The organism is Amorphus sp. MBR-141, from assembly GCF_053628695.1.
The window spans coordinates 120,438-139,820 of the sequence record NZ_JBRJGW010000017.1 but is presented as its reverse complement, the minus strand read 5'-3'; the positions used below and the strand labels follow the sequence as shown (position 1 = coordinate 139,820).

Genomic DNA, 19,383 nt, shown 5'->3' with positions numbered 1-19,383 from the left:
CTGCCCGCGCCGCACGGCGCTCAATTCAAACGCTACGACCGGGGCTGTGCCCTCTACCTCAACCGCAGGCGCCCTCCCGCGCAGCGGGTTCGTTCAACGGCCAACTCAGGACTGGCAGCAATGCGCCCAAGCGGGTCGTTCGATCGGCCGCGTGTGGCTCCCGCAAGCAGTCACTCAGGCGGCGCTGGGCCCCAACTCCCCCCGATCAGGCGGGGCGTTTCGGTTTGCGGGGCTTGTGTTTCGGCGGTTTGCCGCGATCGGCCGGCGGGGCCTGGTGTTTGTGGCCTGGCTTGTGGCTGGGCTTGCCGGCCGGCTTGAATTTCGGTTTCGTTTGCCTCGGGTCCGCTTGTCTCGGCCTTGCGCCCGCCTCGCCGGCCGGCGCGATCAGGATGCCGCGCTCCAGGCTGCCGGGCTGCTTGAGCTTTTCCGCAAAACCGGCGGCCTTGTCGGCGGAGATTTCGAACCGGGTTTCGGTGTCCTCGATCCGGATCGCGCCGACATCGCGTTTCGTCACGCCGCCGGCGTTGCAGATCATCGGCAGCAGGAATTTCGGATCGGCGCGGTGCTTGCGCCCGAGCGAGATGGTGAACCAGACGCCGTCGCGCATGTCCGGGCCGCGCGGCTCGCGAGGCGACGCGTGGGTGTCCGCGGACCAGGGATCGCGACCGGACGACCTGGTCTCGAGCGCCTCAGTGGGCAGCGGCAACAGGTCCTCGGGAACGGGGTGGACGGCCAGTTGATGGCGCAGGAACGCCGCCGCGATGCGCTGCGGCCCCACCCGCTCCAACAGTTCGGCCACGAATTCCGCCTCGGCTGCGTCGGGCTCAGCGGCAGAGGCGGCGGCATCGATGATCTGCCGGCGGTAGCGCGCCTCGATGTCGGCAATGCCAGGCGCCGCACGGACGGTCGCCGTCAGCTTCGCCAGGGCAAGCACCTTGCGAACCGCGCCACGCCTGTTTTCCGGAACGATGAGCACGCAGACGCCCTTGCGACCGGCGCGGCCGGTCCGGCCGGAGCGATGCAGCAGGGTCTCCGGGTTGGTCGGCACGTCGGCGTGGACCACGAGGTCGAGGTTCGGAAGGTCGATGCCGCGCGCCGCGACATCGGTCGCCACGCAGACACGCGCGCGTCCGTCGCGCATGGACTGCAGCGCGTTCGACCGCTCCGATTGCGCCATCTCGCCGGACAGCGACACCACCGCGAAGCCGCGATTGGCGAGCCGCGCGGTCAGATGGCGCACCGCTTCGCGCGTGTGGCAGAACACCAGGGCGCTCGAGCTGTCGGAATCGAGCAGCGCATTGATGATGGCGTGTTCGCGCTCGTCGCGCCGCACCAGCATCACCTGGTATTCGATGTCGGCATGCTGCTCGGTGGACGCGGTCGTCTCGATGCGCACCGCGTTCTTCTGCACGGTCCTGGCGAGCTCGGCGATGCCGCGCCGCACGGTCGCCGAAAACAAGAGCGTGCGGCGCTCCTGCGGCGCGGCGCCGAGGATGAATTCCAGGTCGTCGCGAAAGCCGAGATCCAGCATCTCGTCGGCTTCGTCGAGCACCACCGCGCGAACGGCGCCGAGGTCCAGCGCTCCCCGCGTGATGTGATCGCGCAGGCGTCCGGGCGTGCCGACGACGAGATGGGCGCCACGCTCGAGCGCACGGCGTTCGGTGCGCATGTCCATGCCGCCCACACAGGTGGCGATCCTGACCTCGGCTGCCGCGTAGAGCCAGTCGAGTTCCCTCTGGACCTGAATGGCGAGTTCGCGCGTCGGCGCGATGACGAGGCCGAGCGGCGCGGCGGCGGTGTCGAAACGCGCGTCGCTTCCCAGCAGCGTCGACGCGATCGCGATGCCGAAGGCGACCGTCTTTCCCGAGCCCGTCTGCGCCGAGACCAGCAGATCGGCGTCGCCGTGATCCGCATTCGTCATCGCCAATTGAACCGGCGTGAGCTCGCTGTAGCCTTTCGCCGCGAGGGCGGAGGCAAGCGCCGGATGGATGGCGGCGCTCGGGAATGGGGCGTTGGAATCGGTCTTCGGCGTCATGGTCACTACCTTTGCGAACCGCCAAGTATCATCATGTGGGCGCACTGGGCAGCGATAGTTTGCCGGGATCTCCGCCCATACGTTGAGCGATGCTATCGCGCCTAGACCCGGCGGCGCACGGCGAGAAGGCCGGCGCAGACGATGAGGGCGATGCCGACGGCCGCCTGGGCGTCCGGCAGCTCGGCGAAGAAGACCGCGCCCCAGACGGCGGCGAAGCCGACATAGGCGAAATCGTAGGAGGCGATGACCGACGGGCGGCCGAGCTGGTAGGCGATCGCGGCGCCGACGCTGCCGATGATGATGGCGGCGGCGAGGATCGCCATGGCGCCCCATTCCATGCCGCCCATCGGCGCCCACGCCCCGGCGAGGTAGCCGTCGCCCTCCCCGCCCAGATATCCCCACAGGGTGCCCGCGGCGCCGACGAGGACGAAGGTGACGTTGAGGATCACCGAGAGGGCGAGCGGATGCTCGTAGCGGCACTTCGTCCGCGTCAGGATCATCGCCAGCGCATAGAGGACCGCCGAGACCAGCGGCAGCAGCACCCAGGCGTTGAAGTCGCCGGCGCTCGGGTCGAGGATCAGCACGACGCCGACGAAGCCGAGCGCGATCGCCGCCCAGCCGAGCCGGCCAACCTGTTCGTTGAGCAGCAGCGCGGAAAACAGGCAGATGAAGATCGGCAGCGTGTAGTAGGCCGATGCGGCGATCGACAGCTTCAGGTGCGGCAGGGCGGCGTAGTACAGCACCCACATCGCCACCAGCAGCAGGCTGCGCACAACCGACCAGCCGCGGTTGCGCAGCCTGAGCGCCTTGAGGCCGGCGCGGCCGCGGCGGAGCGCGATCAGCAGCAGCACCGGGATGGCGATCAGCGAGCGCAGCACGAAGATCTGCCAGAGCAGGAAATCGGCGCTGGTCTGCTTGATGACGGCGTCGCCGAACGACAGCGCCGCGACGGTGAACAGGATCGTCGCGATCGCCAGCGTCGTGTTGTCGGCGGCCGGCGACCGCCGCGTGGCGGCCGTCATTCCTGCGGCTGCAGGGCTTCCACGAAGCCGATCGGCGCGCCCTGCCCCGGGCTGACCAGCTCGCCCTGCCACATCACCCGGATGCCGCGCACGATGGTGCCGACCGGCCAGCCGGTGACGGTGCGGCCGTCATAGGGGGTCCAGCCCGCCTTGGTGGCGATCCAGTCGTTGGTGATGGTCTCGCGCCGCTTCAGGTCGACGATGGTGAAGTCGGCGTCGTAGCCGAGCGCGATCCGGCCCTTGCGGGCGATGCCGAAGATGCGCTGGGGCCCGGCGCTGGTGAGGTCGACGAACCGCTCCAGCGTGAGCCGGCCATTGGCGACGTGATCGAGCATCACCGGCACCAGCGTCTGCACGCCCGGCATGCCCGACGGCGAGCCCGGATACGGCGCGGCCTTCTCGTCCAGCGTGTGGGGGGCGTGGTCGGAGCCGAGCACGTCCACCAGGCCGTCGCGGATGGCGGCCCAGATCCGCTCGCGGTGGGAGGCGTCGCGCACCGGCGGGTTCATCTGCATCAGCGAGCCGAGCCGGGCGCTGTCCTCGTCGACGGTCAGCGTCAAATGGTTCGGCGTGACTTCCAGCGTCGCCACGTCCTTGTGGTCGACCAGGTAGTCCATCTCTTCGGCCGTGGAGATGTGCAGCACGTGCACGCGCCGGCCGGCCTTGCGCGCCGCGCCGACGAGGCGCCGGGTGGCCATCAGGGCCGCCTCCGGATCGCGCCACACCGGATGCGAGGTCGGATCGCCCTCGACGCGCAGGCCCTTGCGATCGCGCAGGCGCGGCTCGTCCTCGGCATGGACGGCGCAGCGGCGCGAGATCGCGCGCATCACCTTGTCCAGCGTCGCATCGTCCTCGACCAGCAGCGTGCCGGTCGACGAACCCATGAAGATCTTGATGCCGGCCGAACCCGGCAGGCGCTCGAGCGCCGGCAGCGCATCAATGTTCTCGGCCGTGGCGCCGACCCAGAACGCGAAGTCGCACGACATGCGGCCCGTGCCGCGACGGACCTTGTCGGCGAGCGTTTCGGCGGTGGTGGTGTTCGGCGCGGTGTTGGGCATCTCGAAGACACCGGTGACACCGCCGAGCACGGCCGCACGCGCGCCCGATTCCAGGTCTTCCTTGTGCTCCAGGCCGGGCTCGCGGAAGTGCACCTGGCTGTCGATGACGCCCGGCAGGATGTGCAGGCCCCGGCAGTCGATGGTTTCGGAGGCGACGGTTGCCGACAGCGTGCCGATGGCGGCGATGCGCCCGCCGATGACCCCGACGTCGGCCTCCTCGCGTCCGCTGGGGGTGACCACCGTTGCGCCGGTGAAGACGGTGTCGAACGATCCGGTCATGGGGATGCCTGCCTTGCTCCGGTTCCGATTCCGCCGGGCTTATAGCATGATGGGGAAAAGGGTCACGTCCCGTCGCATCGATTCGCTCACGGCGGCGTCTGCTTGCCGCAACCGGGTGGCCGCACCACGTTCCGCATGTACGGGAAACCGGCTGCGCGCCGCCAACGGATCGGGTCGAACGTGCCGGAAACGAGTTGCGCCGCCCCGCCGGGCGGCCGCGCAAGCCGACTGCCGTGCGCCGCACCGGTCACGAGGGAGCATCCGATGTCGGGTCAATACATTGCGGAGCTCGACGATCGGGCGGTCATCCGCGTCGCCGGACCCGACGCGCGCGGCTTTCTCCACAATCTTTTGACCAGCGATCTGGACGCGCTCGCCGACGGCCAGGCGCGCTACGGCGCCCTGCTCACGCCGCAGGGCAAGGTGCTGGTCGACGGCTTCATCATGGCGCACCAGGACGGGCTGCTGATCGACCTTCCGCGCGCCGCGGCACCGGAATTCCTCAAGCGGCTGCAGGTCTACAAGCTCAGGGCCAAGGTGGAGCTGAGTGACGCCACCGCGGACTTCCGCGTCTACGTGCTGTGGGGCGTCGAGGGCGCGCCGATGCTGCCGGGCGTCGTCGTGCGCGATCCGCGGCTGGCAGCGCTGGGCTGGCGCGCGCTGGTGCCGCGGGCAACCACCATGGCCGGCGCGCACGTGTCCGGCTTCACCCGCACCAATGCCGGCGCCTATCACGCCCACCGCATCGCGCTGGGCATTCCGGAATCCGGGCGCGACTTCATCCTCGGCGACACCTTCCCCCACGACGCCGACATGGACCAGCTCTCCGGGGTCGACTTCACCAAGGGCTGCTACGTGGGCCAGGAAGTCGTCTCCCGCATGCATCACCGCGGCACGGCGCGGCGCCGCATCGTCAAGGTGCTGGGCGTCGAGACGCTGCCGCCGCCGGGCGCGCAGATCATCGCCGGCGACCGGCCGATCGGGACGCTCGGCTCGACGGCCGGACAGACCGGGCTCGCGCTGATCCGCCTCGACCGGGCGAAGGCGGCGATGGATGCCGGCCAGACGATTTCCGCCGACGGCCACCCGATCACCCTGTCGCTGCCCGACTGGGCCGGCTTCGGCTGGCCGGAGGTGGAGCCGAGCTCGGCGTGAGGTGGGTCGTCCGACATGGTTGACGTGCCCGGCGCGCCGCCCCGGGCCTGGCAGCGGATGCTGTCCGGCCGGCGGCTCGATCTGCTCGATCCATCGCCGCTCGACATCGAGATCGAGGACATCGCCCACGGGCTCGCCCGGGTGGCCCGCTGGAACGGCCAGACGGTCGGCGACCACCCCTACTCCGTCGCCCAGCACTCGCTGCTGGTCGAGCACCTCGCCGCCAAGCTCGATCCGAGGATCGGCGCCGAAGCGTGCATGTCGGTGCTGCTGCACGATGCGCCGGAATATGTCGTCGGCGACCTGATCTCGCCGTTCAAGGCGGTGCTCGGCGGCAACTACAAGGAGGTCGAGCACCGGCTTCTGGCCGCGATCCGGCTGCGGTACGCGCTGCCTGCGGTGCCGAGCGCAGCCATTGCGGAGCTCACCAAGCAGGCCGACCGGGCCGCCGCACGCTACGAGGCGACACGGCTGGCGGGGTTCGAGGAAACCGAGGCGCGCCGCTATTTCGGCTCGGTGGGAAAGCTGAAGCCGACCAGCGAGATCGAGGCGTTCCTGGTGCCCTGGCCGACCGGCGAGGCGCAGGCGCGCTTCCGCGACCGCTTCCTGATGTACGAGCGGACCCGGGCGGCGCGGTCCGGCTGACACATTGATCGCCTATTCAGGGGCTATCGGATGCCGTTCCGCAGGGCTCCGAAATCCGGCCGGGATGCCGAGCACCCTGCCGCACCGAGGACCGACCATGATCTACGTCACGTCGCTGGCCCGCCTGCACGAAACCGTCGAGATGTCGGGCGCCCGGCACATGGTCACGCTGATCAACGACGGAACCGCCGTGGTGCGGCCGGACAGCATCCTGGAGGAGAACCACCTGTTCCTCGGCTTCAACGACATCACCGAGGCGATGGACGGCATGACGCCGCCCGCGGCGCATCACATCGACCAGTACATCGCCTTCCTGGAGTCCTGGGACCGGACGACGCCGCTGGTGGTGCACTGCTTCGCCGGCATCAGCCGGTCGACGGCGGCGGGCTTCATCGCGGCCTGCGCGCTGCAGCCGGCGCGCGACGAACAGGAAATCGCCTGGGAGATCCGCAAGGCATCGCCGAGCGCGACGCCGAACGCGCTGCTGGTGGCGCTGGCCGACGAACGGCTGGGCCGCGAGGGCCGGATGCGCGCGGCGGCCAAGGCGATCGGCCGGGGCGCCGACGCCTTCGCCGGAGAACCCTTCCTCATCGCCATCGCCTGAGCGGAAACGATTTCAAGTTCAACGAGTTGTGAAGATTTCCGTCAGTCGGCCGATGCGGCGCGAACGGGAACGGCCTTCGCCTCGCAGGGGCGTGCCTCGGCCTCCGCGAGGCCGTCCTCCAGCTCCTCCAGCAGCGACCAGAGCTGGTTGCGCCGCTCGGTGCCGAGCGTCCGGCCGATGGTGCACTCCACCCGCTGCCACGCCGGGATCGCCCGCTGATAGGCGGTCTCGCCGGCCGACGTCAGGATCAGGCGGCGCTCGCGCCGGTCGGCCGATTCGCAGTCGGACACCCAGCCGAGCGCCTGCATCCGGTCGATGGTGCGCGACAGCGTGGTGCGGTCGGTCGCCAGCAGGTCGGCCAGCACCGACAGCGTGCGTGCCGACGACCGGCTGAGTTCGGCCAGCACGGCAAACTGCACGATCGACACACCGCTGGCGTCCAGCGCCGCCTCGTAGGTCTGGCTCACGCGCCGCGCCGCCTTGCGCAGGCGAAACGCCGTGCAGGCGAGTTCCCGGGTGCGCTCACTCACTGCCGTATCCTCCAGTCCGTCGCACGGGTCCCGCGCCAACGTTGCCGGGGACCCTCCACGGGTCCAATATAGGTGCCGTAACAACTAATGTCCGGATAACGAGATGACATCGAGCGCCCCGTCCTGGTCCGCCTCCCCCGGTGCGGGCACGCTCCCGCTGGCGGAAATCCGGCATCTCACCGGGCTGGAGCAGCTGCAGCGGATCGTCGACGGGACGTTCCCGGTGCCGCCGATGGCCGCCCACCTCGATTTCGCGCTCGTTGCGGTGGCGGCGGGCTTCGCCCGCTTCGAAGGCACGCCGCGCGCCGAGTTCTACAATCCGTTGGGCACCATCCACGGCGGCTGGGCGGCGACGCTGCTCGATTCGGCGCTGGCCTGCGCCGTCCACACGACGCTTCCGGCCGGTCAGGCGTACACCACGCTCGAGATCAAGGTGAACCTCGTGCGGCCGATCTTCGACACGTCGGGGCCGCTCGCCAGCGAGGGCAAGGTCATCCATTCGGGCAAGCGCACCGCAACCGCCGAGGCGCGCCTGACGGATGCCGCCGGCCGGCTCTACGCGCACGGAACGACGACGTGCCTGGTCTTCCCGATGGAATGAGCGAGCGGCTCAGTCGACCTCGACGATCAGCCGGCCGCGCACCCGCCCGGCGAGGATCTCCTCGGCGTTGGGGATGATCTCGTCGAAGCCGATGGCCGTCGACAGCCGGGTCAGCCGGTCGCGGTCGAGATCGTGAACGAGCCGCTGGTACGCCTCGATGCGGAGCCGCTTCGGCGCCATCACCGAATCGATGCCGAGCAGCGACACGCCGCGCAGGATGAACGGCGCCACCGAGGCCGGCAGGTCCATGCCGCCGGCGAGGCCGCAGGCGGCGACTGCGCCGCCGTAGCGGATCATCGACAGGGCGTTCGCCAGCGTCTCGGAGCCGACGGTGTCGATCGCCCCGGCCCAACGCTCCTTGGCGATCGGTTTGCCCGGGCCCTGGAGCTCGGCCCGGTCGATCACCTCGACCGCGCCGAGGTCCTTGAGGTAGCCCTCCTCCTCCCGGCGGCCGGTGGAGGCGACCACGTCGTAGCCGAGGCGGGCGAGCAGCGAGACGGCCACCGAGCCGACGCCGCCGGCCGCCCCGGTGACCAGCACCGGGCCCCGCTCCGGCAGGATGCCGTGGCGTTCCAGCGCGATGACGCACAGCATGGCGGTGTAGCCGGCGGTGCCGATGGCCATCGCCTCGTGGCCGGTGAGGTCGGCGGGGCGCTGGATCAGCCAGTCGGAGCGCACCCGGGCCATGCCGGCGAAGCCGCCCATGTGGGTCTCGCCGACGCCGAAGCCGTTGAGCAGCACCTTGTCGCCGATCTCGAAGTCGGCGCTGTCGGAGGCCGTCACCGTGCCGGTGAAGTCGATGCCTGGGATCATCGGAAAGCGCCGCACCACCGGGCTCCGGCCGGTGACGGCGAGGCCGTCCTTGTAGTTGATGGTGGTCTGCTCGACGCGGACGGTGACGTCGCCGTCCATCAGGTCGTCGAGGCCGATCTCCCGGATTTCGGCCGGGTTCTGCTGCCTGGCGTCGGCATCCCTGGTGATCCAGATCGCCCTGAAGCGTTCCATGCGCGTCTCCTGCGGGGGCGTTTCGCTCTCCCCCCGGTTTACCCGGACGACGCGCCGACGCAAGGGCCAGGCGGCGGGATCAGCCCGCCGGCTGCAGGCGCGGTGCCGGTGCGTCGCGAATCGGCAGATGTACCAGGGCGGCGAACAGGCCGAGTGCGATGGAGATCCACCAGATGATGTCGTAGGAGCCGGTCCGGTCGTAGACGACGCCGCCCAGCCAGACGCCCAGGAACGAGCCGACCTGGTGGGAGAAGAACACGAACCCGAACAGCGTCGCCATGTAGCGCGAGCCGAACATCACCGCCACCAGCCCCGAGGTGAGCGGCACCGTCGACAGCCACAGCAGCCCCATCGCCGCGGCGAACAGCAGCACGCTGACGGGGGTCACCGGGAACGAGATGAACGCCAGGATGACCAGCGAGCGGCAGAAGTAGAGGATCGACAGCGCGTAGGCCTTGGAGTAGCGCGCGCCGATGGCGCCGGCGCCCAGCGAACCGACGATGTTGAACAGGCCGATGAGCGCGAGCGCCCAGCCGCCGAGCATCGGGCTCATGCCGAGGTCGGTGAGATAGGCCGGCAGGTGGACGGCGATGAAGGTGACGTGGAAGCCGCAGACGAAGAAGCCGAACACCAGGTACACGTAGCTGCGGTAGGCGAACGCCTCGCCGAGCGCCTCGCGGAAGGTCTGCGGCGGGGCGCTCAGGTCGATCTGGGCGCGGCCGCGCATGGCATAGGCCAGCGGCACCATCGCCAGCACGATGATGGCGAGAACGACGAGCGCCTTCTCCCAGCCGATGCCGTCGATCAGCCCCTGGCTGAGCGGGCCAAAGAAGAACTGGCCGAACGAGCCGGCGGCGGTGCCGAGCCCGAAGGCGATCGAGCGCTTCGCCGGCGAGACCGACCGGCCGAAGGCGGCGAGGATGATGGTGAACGACCCGGCGGCCAGGCCGACGCCGATGAGCAGGCCCATGCCGAGCTGGAAGATGAGCGGCGAGGCCGCGAAGCTGGCGACATAGAGGCCGGCGGAATAGAGGATGCCGCCCACCACCAGCACCCGGCCGGTGCCGTAGCGGTCGGCGATGGCGCCCATCACCGGCTGGGCGATGCCCCAGACGAGTTGTTGCAGCGCCACCGCGAGCGCGAACGTCTCGCGCGACCAGCCGCGGGCCTCGGTCATCGGACCGAGGAACAGCCCGAAGCCCGAGCGTTCGCCGAGCGACAGCGCCGCGATCAGACAGCCGGAGACGATGATGAGGGGAAGCGGCACCGCCAGCTTCGGTGCGGTCGTCGACGCGGTGCTCACTGGCTTTCCCCCGAAACGGCATGGCCTGCCTGGGGCACTCGCCGCGCGACCGGATCCACCGGATCGCAACGGGGAAATGCCCGGGCGCTCTGATTAGGCGCCATGACACCTATCTATAGGCCGGTCGGGAGCCGCGGAGTATCGAAACTTTGTGATGGGTTCGATCGGGATCGTTCATGGATGCGGCGCCGGGTCGGCGCCGCATGTCGCGTCCCGGCAGGGCGCCGGTCAGGTCCAGTCGCCGCCGTAGGTCAGGTAGAAGACGTGCTGGCCGATGCGCTCGACCCGCTTCATGGTCGGCGCCCAGGCCGGCCGCACGTAGGTGGCGTGATAGTGGGTGGAGGCGCCGATGTCGGGCAGCCACATCTTGCCGCCGGCAAAGCCCTCGGCGATTTCCATGGCCTGGGTCCAGGACGCCTGGTCCGTCACCACGTCGCGGATGCGGTCGCAGGCAAACGAGAACTGGCAGCGGTTGAGCCAGTGCTTGTTCTGGTAGACGACGCCGCAGACGGTGTCCGGATAGGCCGGGTTCTTCACCCGGTTGACCACCACCTGGGCAACGGCCATCTGGCCCTGGCGCAGTTCGCTGCGCGCCTCGAAGTAGATGGCCTCGGCGAGGCACTTCACCTGGCGGGCGTCGGTCATGTCCTTGGGCAGCGGCCGATCCGACCACCAGTGGTCGAGCGGTCCGGTCTGCCGGGCGGTGCCGGCGCCGCCGCCGAGCAGCGCGTCGAACGGGGCATTGAGGTCGCCGCCGCCTTCCGGGGCGTAGGCAGACGCCAGCGAGGCGCTTGTCGCGGCGGTGGCGGCGGCGAGAATGCGGGCATCCTGGATTGCCTGGTCGGCCTTGCCGGTGCCCGAGGCGAGCAGGCTGGTGGCGCCCGGCGCCTGGTCGAACGGCATCGGCCGCACGAACGCGACACGCGGGAAATCCTGTACGGTGCCGGGGGTGATCAGGTTGACGGCGGTCGCGACCGCGCCCGAGCCGAGCGCCCGGGAATCGACGGACGCGGCCATCGTGGTCAGCAGGTTGCCCTTGGTGTCGGCGCGGCTGCGCACCGGCAACTCGCCGGTGGCGACGGCGCCGCCGCCGTCGGCGAGCGCCAGCGTCTCGAACCCGTCGATGCCGGCGACGGCGAGCTGCGAGCCCGTCCGCTTGCCCGCCTCATCGGGCGCGAACGGCCGCGCATAGACGAACGTCGGTTCGATCTCGGAGCCGTAGGGCGCCGCCACGACGCGCGCCAGGTAGCGCGGCGCGTCCTGCTGGGCGAGCATGTAGGCGAGGATATCGGCCTGGCCGGTCTGCCCGCCGAGGGCGACGACGAGACCTGCGGCGAGGCCGAAACGGCGAAGCGCAGGACGGACCGACGCCCGCCGGCGCCGCTTTTTCGCTGGGAAACGCAATACGAATTCTCCCGCAGGCACGGCCGGATGATCGCGGGCTCACGGCAGATGCCTGCCCGCGAATGACACCCACATGGTGTGGTGTCACGGTTGCCATCTGGTTAAGCGGATCCGTAATTGTTGATGGAATGTTCGGGCGCCGTCGCCGGAATGCGCCAAAGGGCGGCCTCAGGCCTTCCGGCCGAGCCGGGTCCGGAGCAGCGCGCTCGCCGCCGCGATCCGCTCGAAGGGCAGGTCCGGGGCTCCGGCCTGCGGGCTCGATTGCCAGATCTCGAGCCCGTCGCGGCCGAACCGGTCGGCCAGCACGTCGTGCACCCACGCCTGCTCCTGCTCGCGCCGGCGGCGGTCCAGCCGCCCGTCCGCGTCGAGCCAGGCCCGGTGCTCCGTCAGGGCGGCCCGGAGGTCGTCGAAGCCGGATCGATCCGTCGCCGAGAGCATCAGCACCTTCGGCCGCCAGCCGTCCGTGTCGGCGGCGAGCGAGAGCGCCCCCTCCACGTCGGCCCTGGCCCGGCGGGCGGCGGCGCCCAGATCCGCCTTCGTCACCGCGATGACGTCGGGGAGCTCCATCACCCCGGCCTTCATGAACTGCAGCGAATCGCCGGAGCCCGGTTGCACGCACAGCAGGACGGTGTCGGCGACGAGCGCGATGTCGGCCTCCGACTGGCCGATGCCGACCGTCTCGACGATGGTGAGGTCGTAGACCGCGCGCATGACGACGGTGGCGGCGATCGCCGCGTCGGACAGGCCGCCGAGGCGGTCGCGGGCGGCGAACGAGCGGATGAAGATCTGGGCGTCGTCCGGATCCGTCCGCAGCCGGGTGCGGTCGCCGAGAAGCGCGCCATGGGTCCGCCGCGACGACGGATCGACGGCGATCACCGCGACGCTCTCGCCGCGGCCGCGCGCCTCGGAAATCAGGACGTTGGTGAGGGTCGACTTGCCGACGCCGGGCGGCCCGGTAAGGCCGAGGACCCGGCCGCGCGGATCGGCCCGCGCGGCGTCGAGAAAGGCGGCATGGCGGATCGTGCCGTCCTTCGTCTCGATGGCGGCGAGCGCCCGGGCGACCGCCGGCTTGCCGCCGGACCGGACCGCTTCGAGCGTCGGCGCGGGCGCCATCACCCTGCCCCGGCGGTCACGCCCGGAGGGAGCGACGGCGCCACCGTCACCCCTTCCTGGAGGCCAGCGCCGCCTGCGCCGCCGCCAGGCGCGCGATCGGCACGCGGAACGGCGAGCAGGAGACGTAGTCGAGGCCGATCGTCTCGCAGAACCGGATCGAGGCCGGGTCGCCGCCGTGCTCGCCGCAGATGCCGAGCTTGATGTCCGGCCGCGTCTGGCGGCCGCGCTCGACGCCGATCTTCATCAGCGCGCCGACGCCTTCCACATCGATGGAGACGAACGGGTCCACCTCGAAGATGTTCTGTGCCTGGTAGGTCGGCAGGAACGAGGCGGCGTCGTCGCGCGAAATGCCGAACGTGGTCTGGGTCAGGTCGTTGGTGCCGAACGAGAAGAAGTGGGCCGTTTCGGCGATCTTGTCGGCGGTCAGGCAGGCCCGCGGCAGCTCCACCATGGTGCCGACGTCGTAGGTGAGCTCGGCGCCGGTCTCCCCGGCCACCATCTCGGCGACCGCGTCGATCCGCGCCTTCACGATGTCGAGCTCGGCCTTCAGGCCGACCAGCGGCACCATGATCTCCGGCCGCACCGGGGCGCCGGTGCGCTTGGCCGCCTCGACGGCCGCCTCGAAGATGGCGCGCGCCTGCATTTCCGCGATCTCCGGATAGGAGACGGCAAGACGGCAGCCGCGGTGGCCCAGCATCGGGTTGAACTCGGCGAGCAGATCCAGCCGGCGGCGCAGCTTTGTCGGCGACACGCCGATCGCCTGGGCGACCTCGCCGATCTCCTCCTCGGTCTTCGGCAGGAACTCGTGCAGCGGCGGGTCGAGCAGGCGGATCGTCACCGGCAGGCCGGCCATGATCTCGAACAGCTCGATGAAGTCGCTGCGCTGCATCGGCAGGATCTTGGCGAGCGCCGCGCGGCGCCCCTCCTCGGTGTCGGCCACGATCATCTCGCGCACGGCGGTGATCCGGTCGGCATCGAAGAACATGTGCTCGGTGCGGCAGAGGCCGATGCCCTCGGCGGAGAACTCGCGCGCCGCACGGGCGTCGGCGGGCGTTTCCGCGTTGGTGCGCACCTTCATGCGGCGCGCCTTGTCGGCCCACACCATGATTTGCGCGAAGTCGCCGGAGAGCTCCGGCTTCAGCATCGGCACCGAGCCGACCAGCACCTGACCGTTGGCGCCGTCGATGGTGATCACGTCGCCGGCCTTGAGGGTCTGGCCGGCGGCCGTGAAGGTGCCTGCCTGGTAGTCGACGCGAATGGCGCCGGCGCCGGACACGCACGGCTTGCCCATGCCGCGGGCGACCACCGCCGCGTGGCTGGTCATGCCGCCGCGGGTGGTCAGGATGCCCTGGGCGGCATGCATGCCGTGGATGTCCTCCGGGCTGGTCTCGATGCGCACCAGGATGACCGCCTTGCCCTGCCCGGCCAGGCGCTCCGCCTCGTCGGAGGAGAACACGACCTCGCCGGAGGCAGCCCCGGGCGATGCCGGCAGGCCGGTGGCGAACAGCTTGCGCTCGGCCTTCGGATCGATGGTCGGGTGCAGCAGCTGGTCGAGCGAGGCCGGGTCGACGCGCATCACCGCCTCGTCCGGCTTGATCAGCTCTTCCTCGACCATGTCGACGGCGATCTTGAGGGCGGCCTTGGCCGTCCGCTTGCCGCCGCGGGTCTGCAGCATCCACAGCTTGCCGCGCTCTATGGTGAACTCGACGTCCTGCATCTCGCGGTAGTGCTGCTCCAGGCGGTCGCAGATGGCGCGGAACTCGGCGAACGCCTCTGGCAGCGCCGTCTCCAGCGACGGCTTCTCCGGCGCGCTGGAATCCAGGCGCGCCTCCTCGGTGATCGCCTGGGGGGTGCGGATGCCGGCGACGACGTCCTCGCCCTGGGCGTTCACCAGGAATTCGCCGTAGAGCTTCTTCTCGCCGGTCGACGGATTGCGGGTGAAGGCCACGCCGGTGGCCGAGGTGTCGCCCATGTTGCCGAACACCATCGCCTGGATGTTGACGGCGGTGCCCCAGCTCTCGGGGATCTGCTGCAGCCGGCGATAGGTGATCGCGCGGGCGTTCATCCACGAGCCGAACACGGCACCGATCGCGCCCCACAGCTGGTCGCGCGGGTCCTGCGGGAACGGCTTGCCGAGCTTCTCATTCACCAGCGCCTTGAAGCGCTCGATGACGACCTGCCAGTCCTCGGCGGTGAGGTCGGTGTCCAGCTCGACGTTCTTGGCGTCCTTGAAGCCTTCGAGAATCCCCTCGAAGTCGTGGTGCTCCAGGCCCATCACCACGTCGCCGTACATCTGGATGAAGCGGCGGTAGGAATCGTAGGCGAAGCGGGCGTCGCCGGCGTCCTCGGCGAGCGCGCCGACGGTCTCGTCGTTGAGGCCGAGATTGAGGACGGTGTCCATCATCCCGGGCATCGAGACGCGCGCGCCGGAGCGGACCGAGACGAGCAGCGGCTTCGCCATGTCGCCGAACCCGCGACCGGTCGCCTGGCCGACCTTCTCCAGCGCGGCCTCGACCTGCGCGGCGAGCTCGTCCGGATAGGTCCCCTTGGTCTTCGTGAAGTGGGTGCAGACTTCGGTGGTGATGGTGAAGCCTGGTGGCACGGGGACGCCGATGTTGGACATCTCGGCCAGATTGGCGCCCTTGCCGCCGAGGAGATCGCGCATGCCGGCCTGGCCTTCTGCGGTGCCGTCCCCGAACGTGTAGACCCACTTGTTCATCATTCGTCCTTCTTACGACCTTTTGATCGTCGTGTGCGAAGCGGAGGATTGAGAGCGGCTTCGCATGGCAGTGCGGCATGGCCACACCGAATTCGCCACAGAGCGAAAGCATGGAGGCCGATGCAAAGGCAAGTCCCGCGCACCTTCTTCGAGCAAGATGTGCCGGTTTTTGGGCGGCACGCCGTCCGCTCGCCTTGCACGGGCCATTGAAAAGCCCCATCGTCCGGTCACGCTCACCCCATGAGAACGAACGAGTCGACCGCGATGAATTTGCTGTCCTTCGCCAGCCGCGACCCTTTGCCGGCCATGGTTCTGCGCTCCAAACGCGCCCTCGCCGTGGCGCTGTTCGCCGTGGCCGTGTCCGGTGCGGGGGCGCGCGCCGAAGTCGCCGACAAGATCGCCAACTACGGCCTGAGCACGCTCTCCGGCAGCTATCTCGCAGCGCGGCATGCCGGCAACCTGAAGGATCTCGCCTCCGCGGCGGCGTTCTACAAGCGCGCGCTCGCCGCCGACCCGGACAACGAGCTGCTCCTCGATCGCACGGTGATGCTGCTGGTGGCCAGCGGCGCGCTGCCGGAAGCCGTGGAATTCGCCGACGACCTCGCCGCCAGCGACCCGACCAACCAGCTGGCCGCCCTCACCCTCTCCGTCGACGCGCTGTCGAACGGCGACCCGACCGCGGCCCGCACGGCGCTGGCGCCGCTGTCGACGGGCTCGCCGCTGCCGGAGCTGACCGCGGCGCTGCTCGCCGCCTGGAGCTACGCGGCCGAGGAAAACTGGGACAAGGCGCTGTCGACGCTCGACGCGCTCGAGGGCCCGGACTGGTTCCAGACCTTCACCACGCTCCATTCCGGCCTGATCGCCGACATGGCCGGCGAGCACGAGGAGGCCGTCGAGCGGCTGAAGCTGTCGTTCGACAACGATCCGCGCGCGCTGCGGGTGCTTGACGCCTATGCGCGGGCGCTGGCCCGGGCCGGGCGCACCGAGGAAGCCGAGACGATCGTCGACGGCTACATCGCGGCCGGCGGCGACCATCCGCTCGTCCAGGCGCTGAAGACGGAACTCGCGGCGGGCGACGTCGCGCCGCAGATCGACGACGCCTCCAGCGGCGCCTCCGAGGCCCTGTACGGGCTCGGCGTCGCGGTCGGCCAGGAAGGCGGCCAGGAGTATGCCGCCGGCTACCTCCAGCTGGCGATCCACCTCGGTCCCGACACCGACCTGCCGGCGTTCTCGCTGGCCTCGCTGTACGAGAGCATGCAGCAGTACGACAACGCCGTGGCCATCTACCGGACGATCCCGGCGGATTCGCCGCTGGCGGACGCGGCGGCGATCCAGATCGGCCTCAACCTGAACGCCGACGACGACTTCGAGGCCGCCAAGGCGCAGCTCGAGCCGATCGTCGATGCCGATCCGAGCGACCTCAGCGCCGTCGTGGCGCTGGGCAACGTGCTGCGCAGCCAGGAGGATTTCGAAGGGTCCCGCAAGGTCTACAGCCAGGGCATCGCCACCATCGAGGACCCCGTGCGCGACCACTGGACCCTGTATTATTTTCGCGGCATCTCCAACGAGCGCACCGATCACTGGGACGAGGCGGAAGCCGATTTCAAACAGGCGCTGGAGCTCTATCCGGACCAGCCGCTGGTGCTGAACTATCTGGGCTATTCCTGGGTCGACAAGCACATGAACATCGACGAAGCGGTCGAGATGATCCAGAAGGCGGTCAGCCAGCGGCCGGACGACGGCTACATCGTCGACAGCCTCGGCTGGGCCTACTACCGGCTCGGCCGCTACGACGAGGCGGTGCAGGAGCTCGAGCGCGCCGTCGAGCTGCGCTCCAGCGACCCGGTGATCAACGACCATCTCGGCGACGCCTACTGGCAGGTCGGCCGGAAGCTCGAGGCGATGTTCCAGTGGAACCACGCCCTGGAGCTGGAGCCAACGGAGAAGGACCGCCTCGCCATCGAGCTGAAGCTGAAGGACGGCCTGAGCGAGCCGAAGACCGACGCGGCCGCCGCCACCCCGGCAGCCACCGCGGAGTAGGCCGGGCCCGATGGTCCTGTCCGGGCCGGTGCGCGAGGAGGCCAGGGCCAAGGTGAACCTGGCGCTCCACATCGTGGGGCGGCGCGCCGACGGCTACCATCTGCTCGACAGCCTGGTCGTCTTTCCCTCAATCGGCGACCGGATCGACGCCTCGCCGCGCCCCGACGGCCGCTTCGCGCTGACCGTCACCGGGCCGTTCGCAGGCGCCCTTACGGCCGGCCCCGACAACCTGGTCCTGAAGGCGGCGCAGGCACTTGGTGCCGTCTGTTCAGCGGCCGTCTGTTCAGCGACAGAGCCGCCGTGCGGCGCCGACATCGCACTCGACAAATTCCTGCCGGTCGCCTCGGGGATCGGTGGCGGCTCGGCGGATGCGGCGGCGACACTCCGCGCGCTCTGCCGGCTGTGGGACCGGTCGCCCGGCGCCGCGGCGCTGCAGCGGATCGCGGCGGCGCTCGGTGCCGACGTTCCGATGTGCCTCGATCAGCTGCCGGCGCGGGCGCAGGGCATCGGCGAGCGGCTGACGCCGCTGCCGGCGCTCCCCGCCGCCGGCATCGTGCTGGTCAATCCGGGCGTGCCGGTGTCGACGCCGGCCGTGTTCGGCGCGCTGGCCGGCCGCGACAACCCGCCGCTGCCGCCGCTGCCCGACCGTTTCACGGATCTGGCGGCGCTGGCGGGGTGGCTCGCCACCGCCCGCAACGACCTGGAAGCGCCGGCGCTGTCGGTGGCTCCGGCGATCGCCGACGTTCTTGCGGCGCTCGGCGCCAGCGATGGCTGCCGCTTCGCCCGGATGTCGGGATCGGGGGCGACGTGCTTCGGCCTCTTCGCCGATGCGGCGGGGGCGCGCCGGGCCGCCGATGAGATCGCACGGCGCCGGCCGGGCTGGTGGACGGCGGCCGGTTCGATCTGAGCCGGGCCTTCGGGCATCTGCCGCCGGGCCGACGCGACGCGGTCGGCATGGGAATCGACCGACCCAAGGAAATCCGCGCACGCCATTGATTCTGAGGGTAGTTCGGGTCGATCGGACGAGCCCTCCGGCCGGAGGGGAGCCCGTCGGGTCGCCGGAAAGGACCCTATCGCGGCGGCCAGGCAATGGCCTCGCCGGCGCGCAGGATGCCGCGCGCCGCCGCGCTGTAGGCGCCGTCGCCGTCGTGCATGACCAGGCCCGGGACGATCCGCAGGCCGGCCCGCGATGCCTTCACCCCGCGCACCAGGACCCGGTCCGCCGCGCTCCCCGCGCGCGGATGCACCGGCAGCACGTCGAGTGCCCCGAAGCGGCCGTCGACGCCGGCGATGACTTGCGGCAGCAGCTCGGTGGGCAGGATGAGGTTGAGGCTTCCCCCGGTGCGCAGCAGCGACGCGGCGCGGCGCAGCCATGGCGCCAGACCGTCGGCGCCGAGCATGCGGGCGCGCGCCCGGTCGGGCGACGGGGCGGCCCGGTGCACGCCCGGCCGGAAAAACGGCGGGTTCGCGACAACGTGATCGACGGTTCCGGCGGCCAGTCCCGCCGCCTCGAAAGGCGCCGCCGGGCCGCCCACGTCGGCGAGGCAGAGGGCGACGCGATCCGCGAAGCCGGCGTTCTCGGGCAGCGCCAGGCTGTCGCGCGCGAACGCCAGCGCCTGGGAGTCCACATCGACGAGGCTCACGCGCGCCGCAGTCCGGCAGGCGACCGAGAAGCCGGCGGCGCCCGGCCCGGCCCCGAGGTCGACGACATGCCCGTGGGTGTCGGACGGCAACATGGCCGCCAGCAGGATGGCGTCGGAGCCGCACCGGTGGGCGCCGCGCGCCGCCTGAATGACGGCGAACGCGCCGGAGAGGAAGCGATCGACGGTCCGCTCCGCCGCCGTTTCAACCGGTGCGGCCCCGCTCACGG

16 protein-coding genes are annotated in these 19,383 nt (G+C 70.5%); 6 read left to right on the top strand and 10 right to left on the bottom strand.

Going from position 1 to position 19,383, the window contains the following annotated elements:
* Positions 1-205 precede the first annotated feature (205 nt).
* From ACSSVZ_RS20725 to ACSSVZ_RS20715, 3 genes are all read right to left on the bottom strand, one after another.
* Positions 206-2,035: a DEAD/DEAH box helicase gene (locus ACSSVZ_RS20725; RefSeq protein ID WP_453972649.1), complete on the bottom strand. Its 1,830-nt coding sequence runs from the start codon at positions 2,033-2,035 to the stop codon at positions 206-208.
* Between the two features lie 101 nt (positions 2,036-2,136).
* Positions 2,137-3,057 (bottom strand): DMT family transporter, encoded by a 921-nt coding sequence (locus tag ACSSVZ_RS20720; protein ID WP_453972643.1) that lies wholly within the window; start codon positions 3,055-3,057, stop codon positions 2,137-2,139.
* Complete coding sequence (locus ACSSVZ_RS20715; RefSeq protein ID WP_453972642.1) at positions 3,054-4,394, bottom strand: dihydroorotase; 1,341 nt, start codon at positions 4,392-4,394, stop codon at positions 3,054-3,056. The genes ACSSVZ_RS20720 and ACSSVZ_RS20715 overlap by 4 nt, the downstream gene beginning before the upstream one ends.
* A 264-nt stretch (positions 4,395-4,658) precedes the next feature.
* Between ACSSVZ_RS20715 and ygfZ the strand changes: the two genes are divergently transcribed.
* The 3 genes from ygfZ to ACSSVZ_RS20700 all read left to right on the top strand — a co-directional run bounded on the left by ygfZ (position 4,659) and on the right by ACSSVZ_RS20700 (position 6,798).
* The gene (ygfZ, locus tag ACSSVZ_RS20710; protein ID WP_453972641.1) at positions 4,659-5,549 is read left to right on the top strand and encodes a CAF17-like 4Fe-4S cluster assembly/insertion protein YgfZ; all 891 of its coding nucleotides are present in this window, start codon (positions 4,659-4,661) and stop codon (positions 5,547-5,549) included.
* A 15-nt stretch (positions 5,550-5,564) separates the two neighbouring features.
* Complete coding sequence (locus tag ACSSVZ_RS20705) at positions 5,565-6,194, top strand: HD domain-containing protein (RefSeq protein WP_453972640.1); 630 nt, start codon at positions 5,565-5,567, stop codon at positions 6,192-6,194.
* 97 nt (positions 6,195-6,291) lie between these two features.
* Positions 6,292-6,798 carry a tyrosine phosphatase family protein gene (locus ACSSVZ_RS20700; RefSeq protein WP_453972639.1) on the top strand — a complete coding sequence of 169 codons (507 nt, stop codon included), beginning with the start codon at positions 6,292-6,294 and terminating at the stop codon, positions 6,796-6,798.
* Between the two features lie 41 nt (positions 6,799-6,839).
* Here ACSSVZ_RS20700 and ACSSVZ_RS20695 read toward each other — a convergent pair whose 3' ends face one another.
* Positions 6,840-7,328 carry a MarR family winged helix-turn-helix transcriptional regulator gene (locus tag ACSSVZ_RS20695; protein WP_453972638.1) on the bottom strand — a complete coding sequence of 163 codons (489 nt, stop codon included), beginning with the start codon at positions 7,326-7,328 and terminating at the stop codon, positions 6,840-6,842.
* 103 nt (positions 7,329-7,431) lie between these two features.
* On the opposite strand from ACSSVZ_RS20695, the gene ACSSVZ_RS20690 reads away from it, so the two are divergent.
* Positions 7,432-7,929, top strand: coding sequence for a PaaI family thioesterase (locus tag ACSSVZ_RS20690; protein ID WP_453972637.1), 498 nt, complete (start codon positions 7,432-7,434; stop codon positions 7,927-7,929).
* Positions 7,930-7,938: 9 nt separating this feature from the next.
* Here the strand turns inward: ACSSVZ_RS20690 and acuI are convergent, their stop codons facing one another.
* From acuI to ppdK, 5 genes are all read right to left on the bottom strand, one after another.
* On the bottom strand, positions 7,939-8,934 hold the full coding sequence (gene acuI / locus ACSSVZ_RS20685; protein ID WP_453972636.1) for an acrylyl-CoA reductase (NADPH): 996 nt from the start codon (positions 8,932-8,934) through the stop codon (positions 7,939-7,941).
* 79 nt (positions 8,935-9,013) lie between these two features.
* Positions 9,014-10,237 (bottom strand): MFS transporter, encoded by a 1,224-nt coding sequence (locus ACSSVZ_RS20680; RefSeq protein ID WP_453972635.1) that lies wholly within the window; start codon positions 10,235-10,237, stop codon positions 9,014-9,016.
* A 228-nt stretch (positions 10,238-10,465) separates the two neighbouring features.
* Positions 10,466-11,641: a cell wall hydrolase gene (locus tag ACSSVZ_RS20675; protein ID WP_453972634.1), complete on the bottom strand. Its 1,176-nt coding sequence runs from the start codon at positions 11,639-11,641 to the stop codon at positions 10,466-10,468.
* Between the two features lie 168 nt (positions 11,642-11,809).
* Entirely contained in the window at positions 11,810-12,754 is a 945-nt protein-coding gene (locus ACSSVZ_RS20670; protein WP_453972633.1) for an ArgK/MeaB family GTPase, read from the bottom strand.
* Between the two features lie 46 nt (positions 12,755-12,800).
* Entirely contained in the window at positions 12,801-15,473 is a 2,673-nt protein-coding gene (ppdK, locus tag ACSSVZ_RS20665) for a pyruvate, phosphate dikinase (protein WP_453972648.1), read from the bottom strand.
* Positions 15,474-15,737: 264 nt separating this feature from the next.
* Here ppdK and ACSSVZ_RS20660 point away from each other — a divergent pair, with 264 nt between their 5' ends.
* Together ACSSVZ_RS20660 and ACSSVZ_RS20655 are read left to right on the top strand one after the other, a co-directional pair.
* Positions 15,738-17,513, top strand: a complete 1,776-nt coding sequence (locus tag ACSSVZ_RS20660; protein ID WP_453972632.1) for a tetratricopeptide repeat protein — start codon at positions 15,738-15,740, stop codon at positions 17,511-17,513.
* Positions 17,514-17,523: 10 nt separating this feature from the next.
* Positions 17,524-18,420 (top strand): 4-(cytidine 5'-diphospho)-2-C-methyl-D-erythritol kinase, encoded by an 897-nt coding sequence (locus ACSSVZ_RS20655; protein ID WP_453972631.1) that lies wholly within the window; start codon positions 17,524-17,526, stop codon positions 18,418-18,420.
* A gap of 163 nt (positions 18,421-18,583) precedes the next feature.
* Here ACSSVZ_RS20655 and ACSSVZ_RS20650 read toward each other — a convergent pair whose 3' ends face one another.
* Positions 18,584-19,381: a tRNA1(Val) (adenine(37)-N6)-methyltransferase gene (locus ACSSVZ_RS20650; RefSeq protein ID WP_453972630.1), complete on the bottom strand. Its 798-nt coding sequence runs from the start codon at positions 19,379-19,381 to the stop codon at positions 18,584-18,586.
* Between the last annotated feature and the right edge of the window lie 2 nt (positions 19,382-19,383).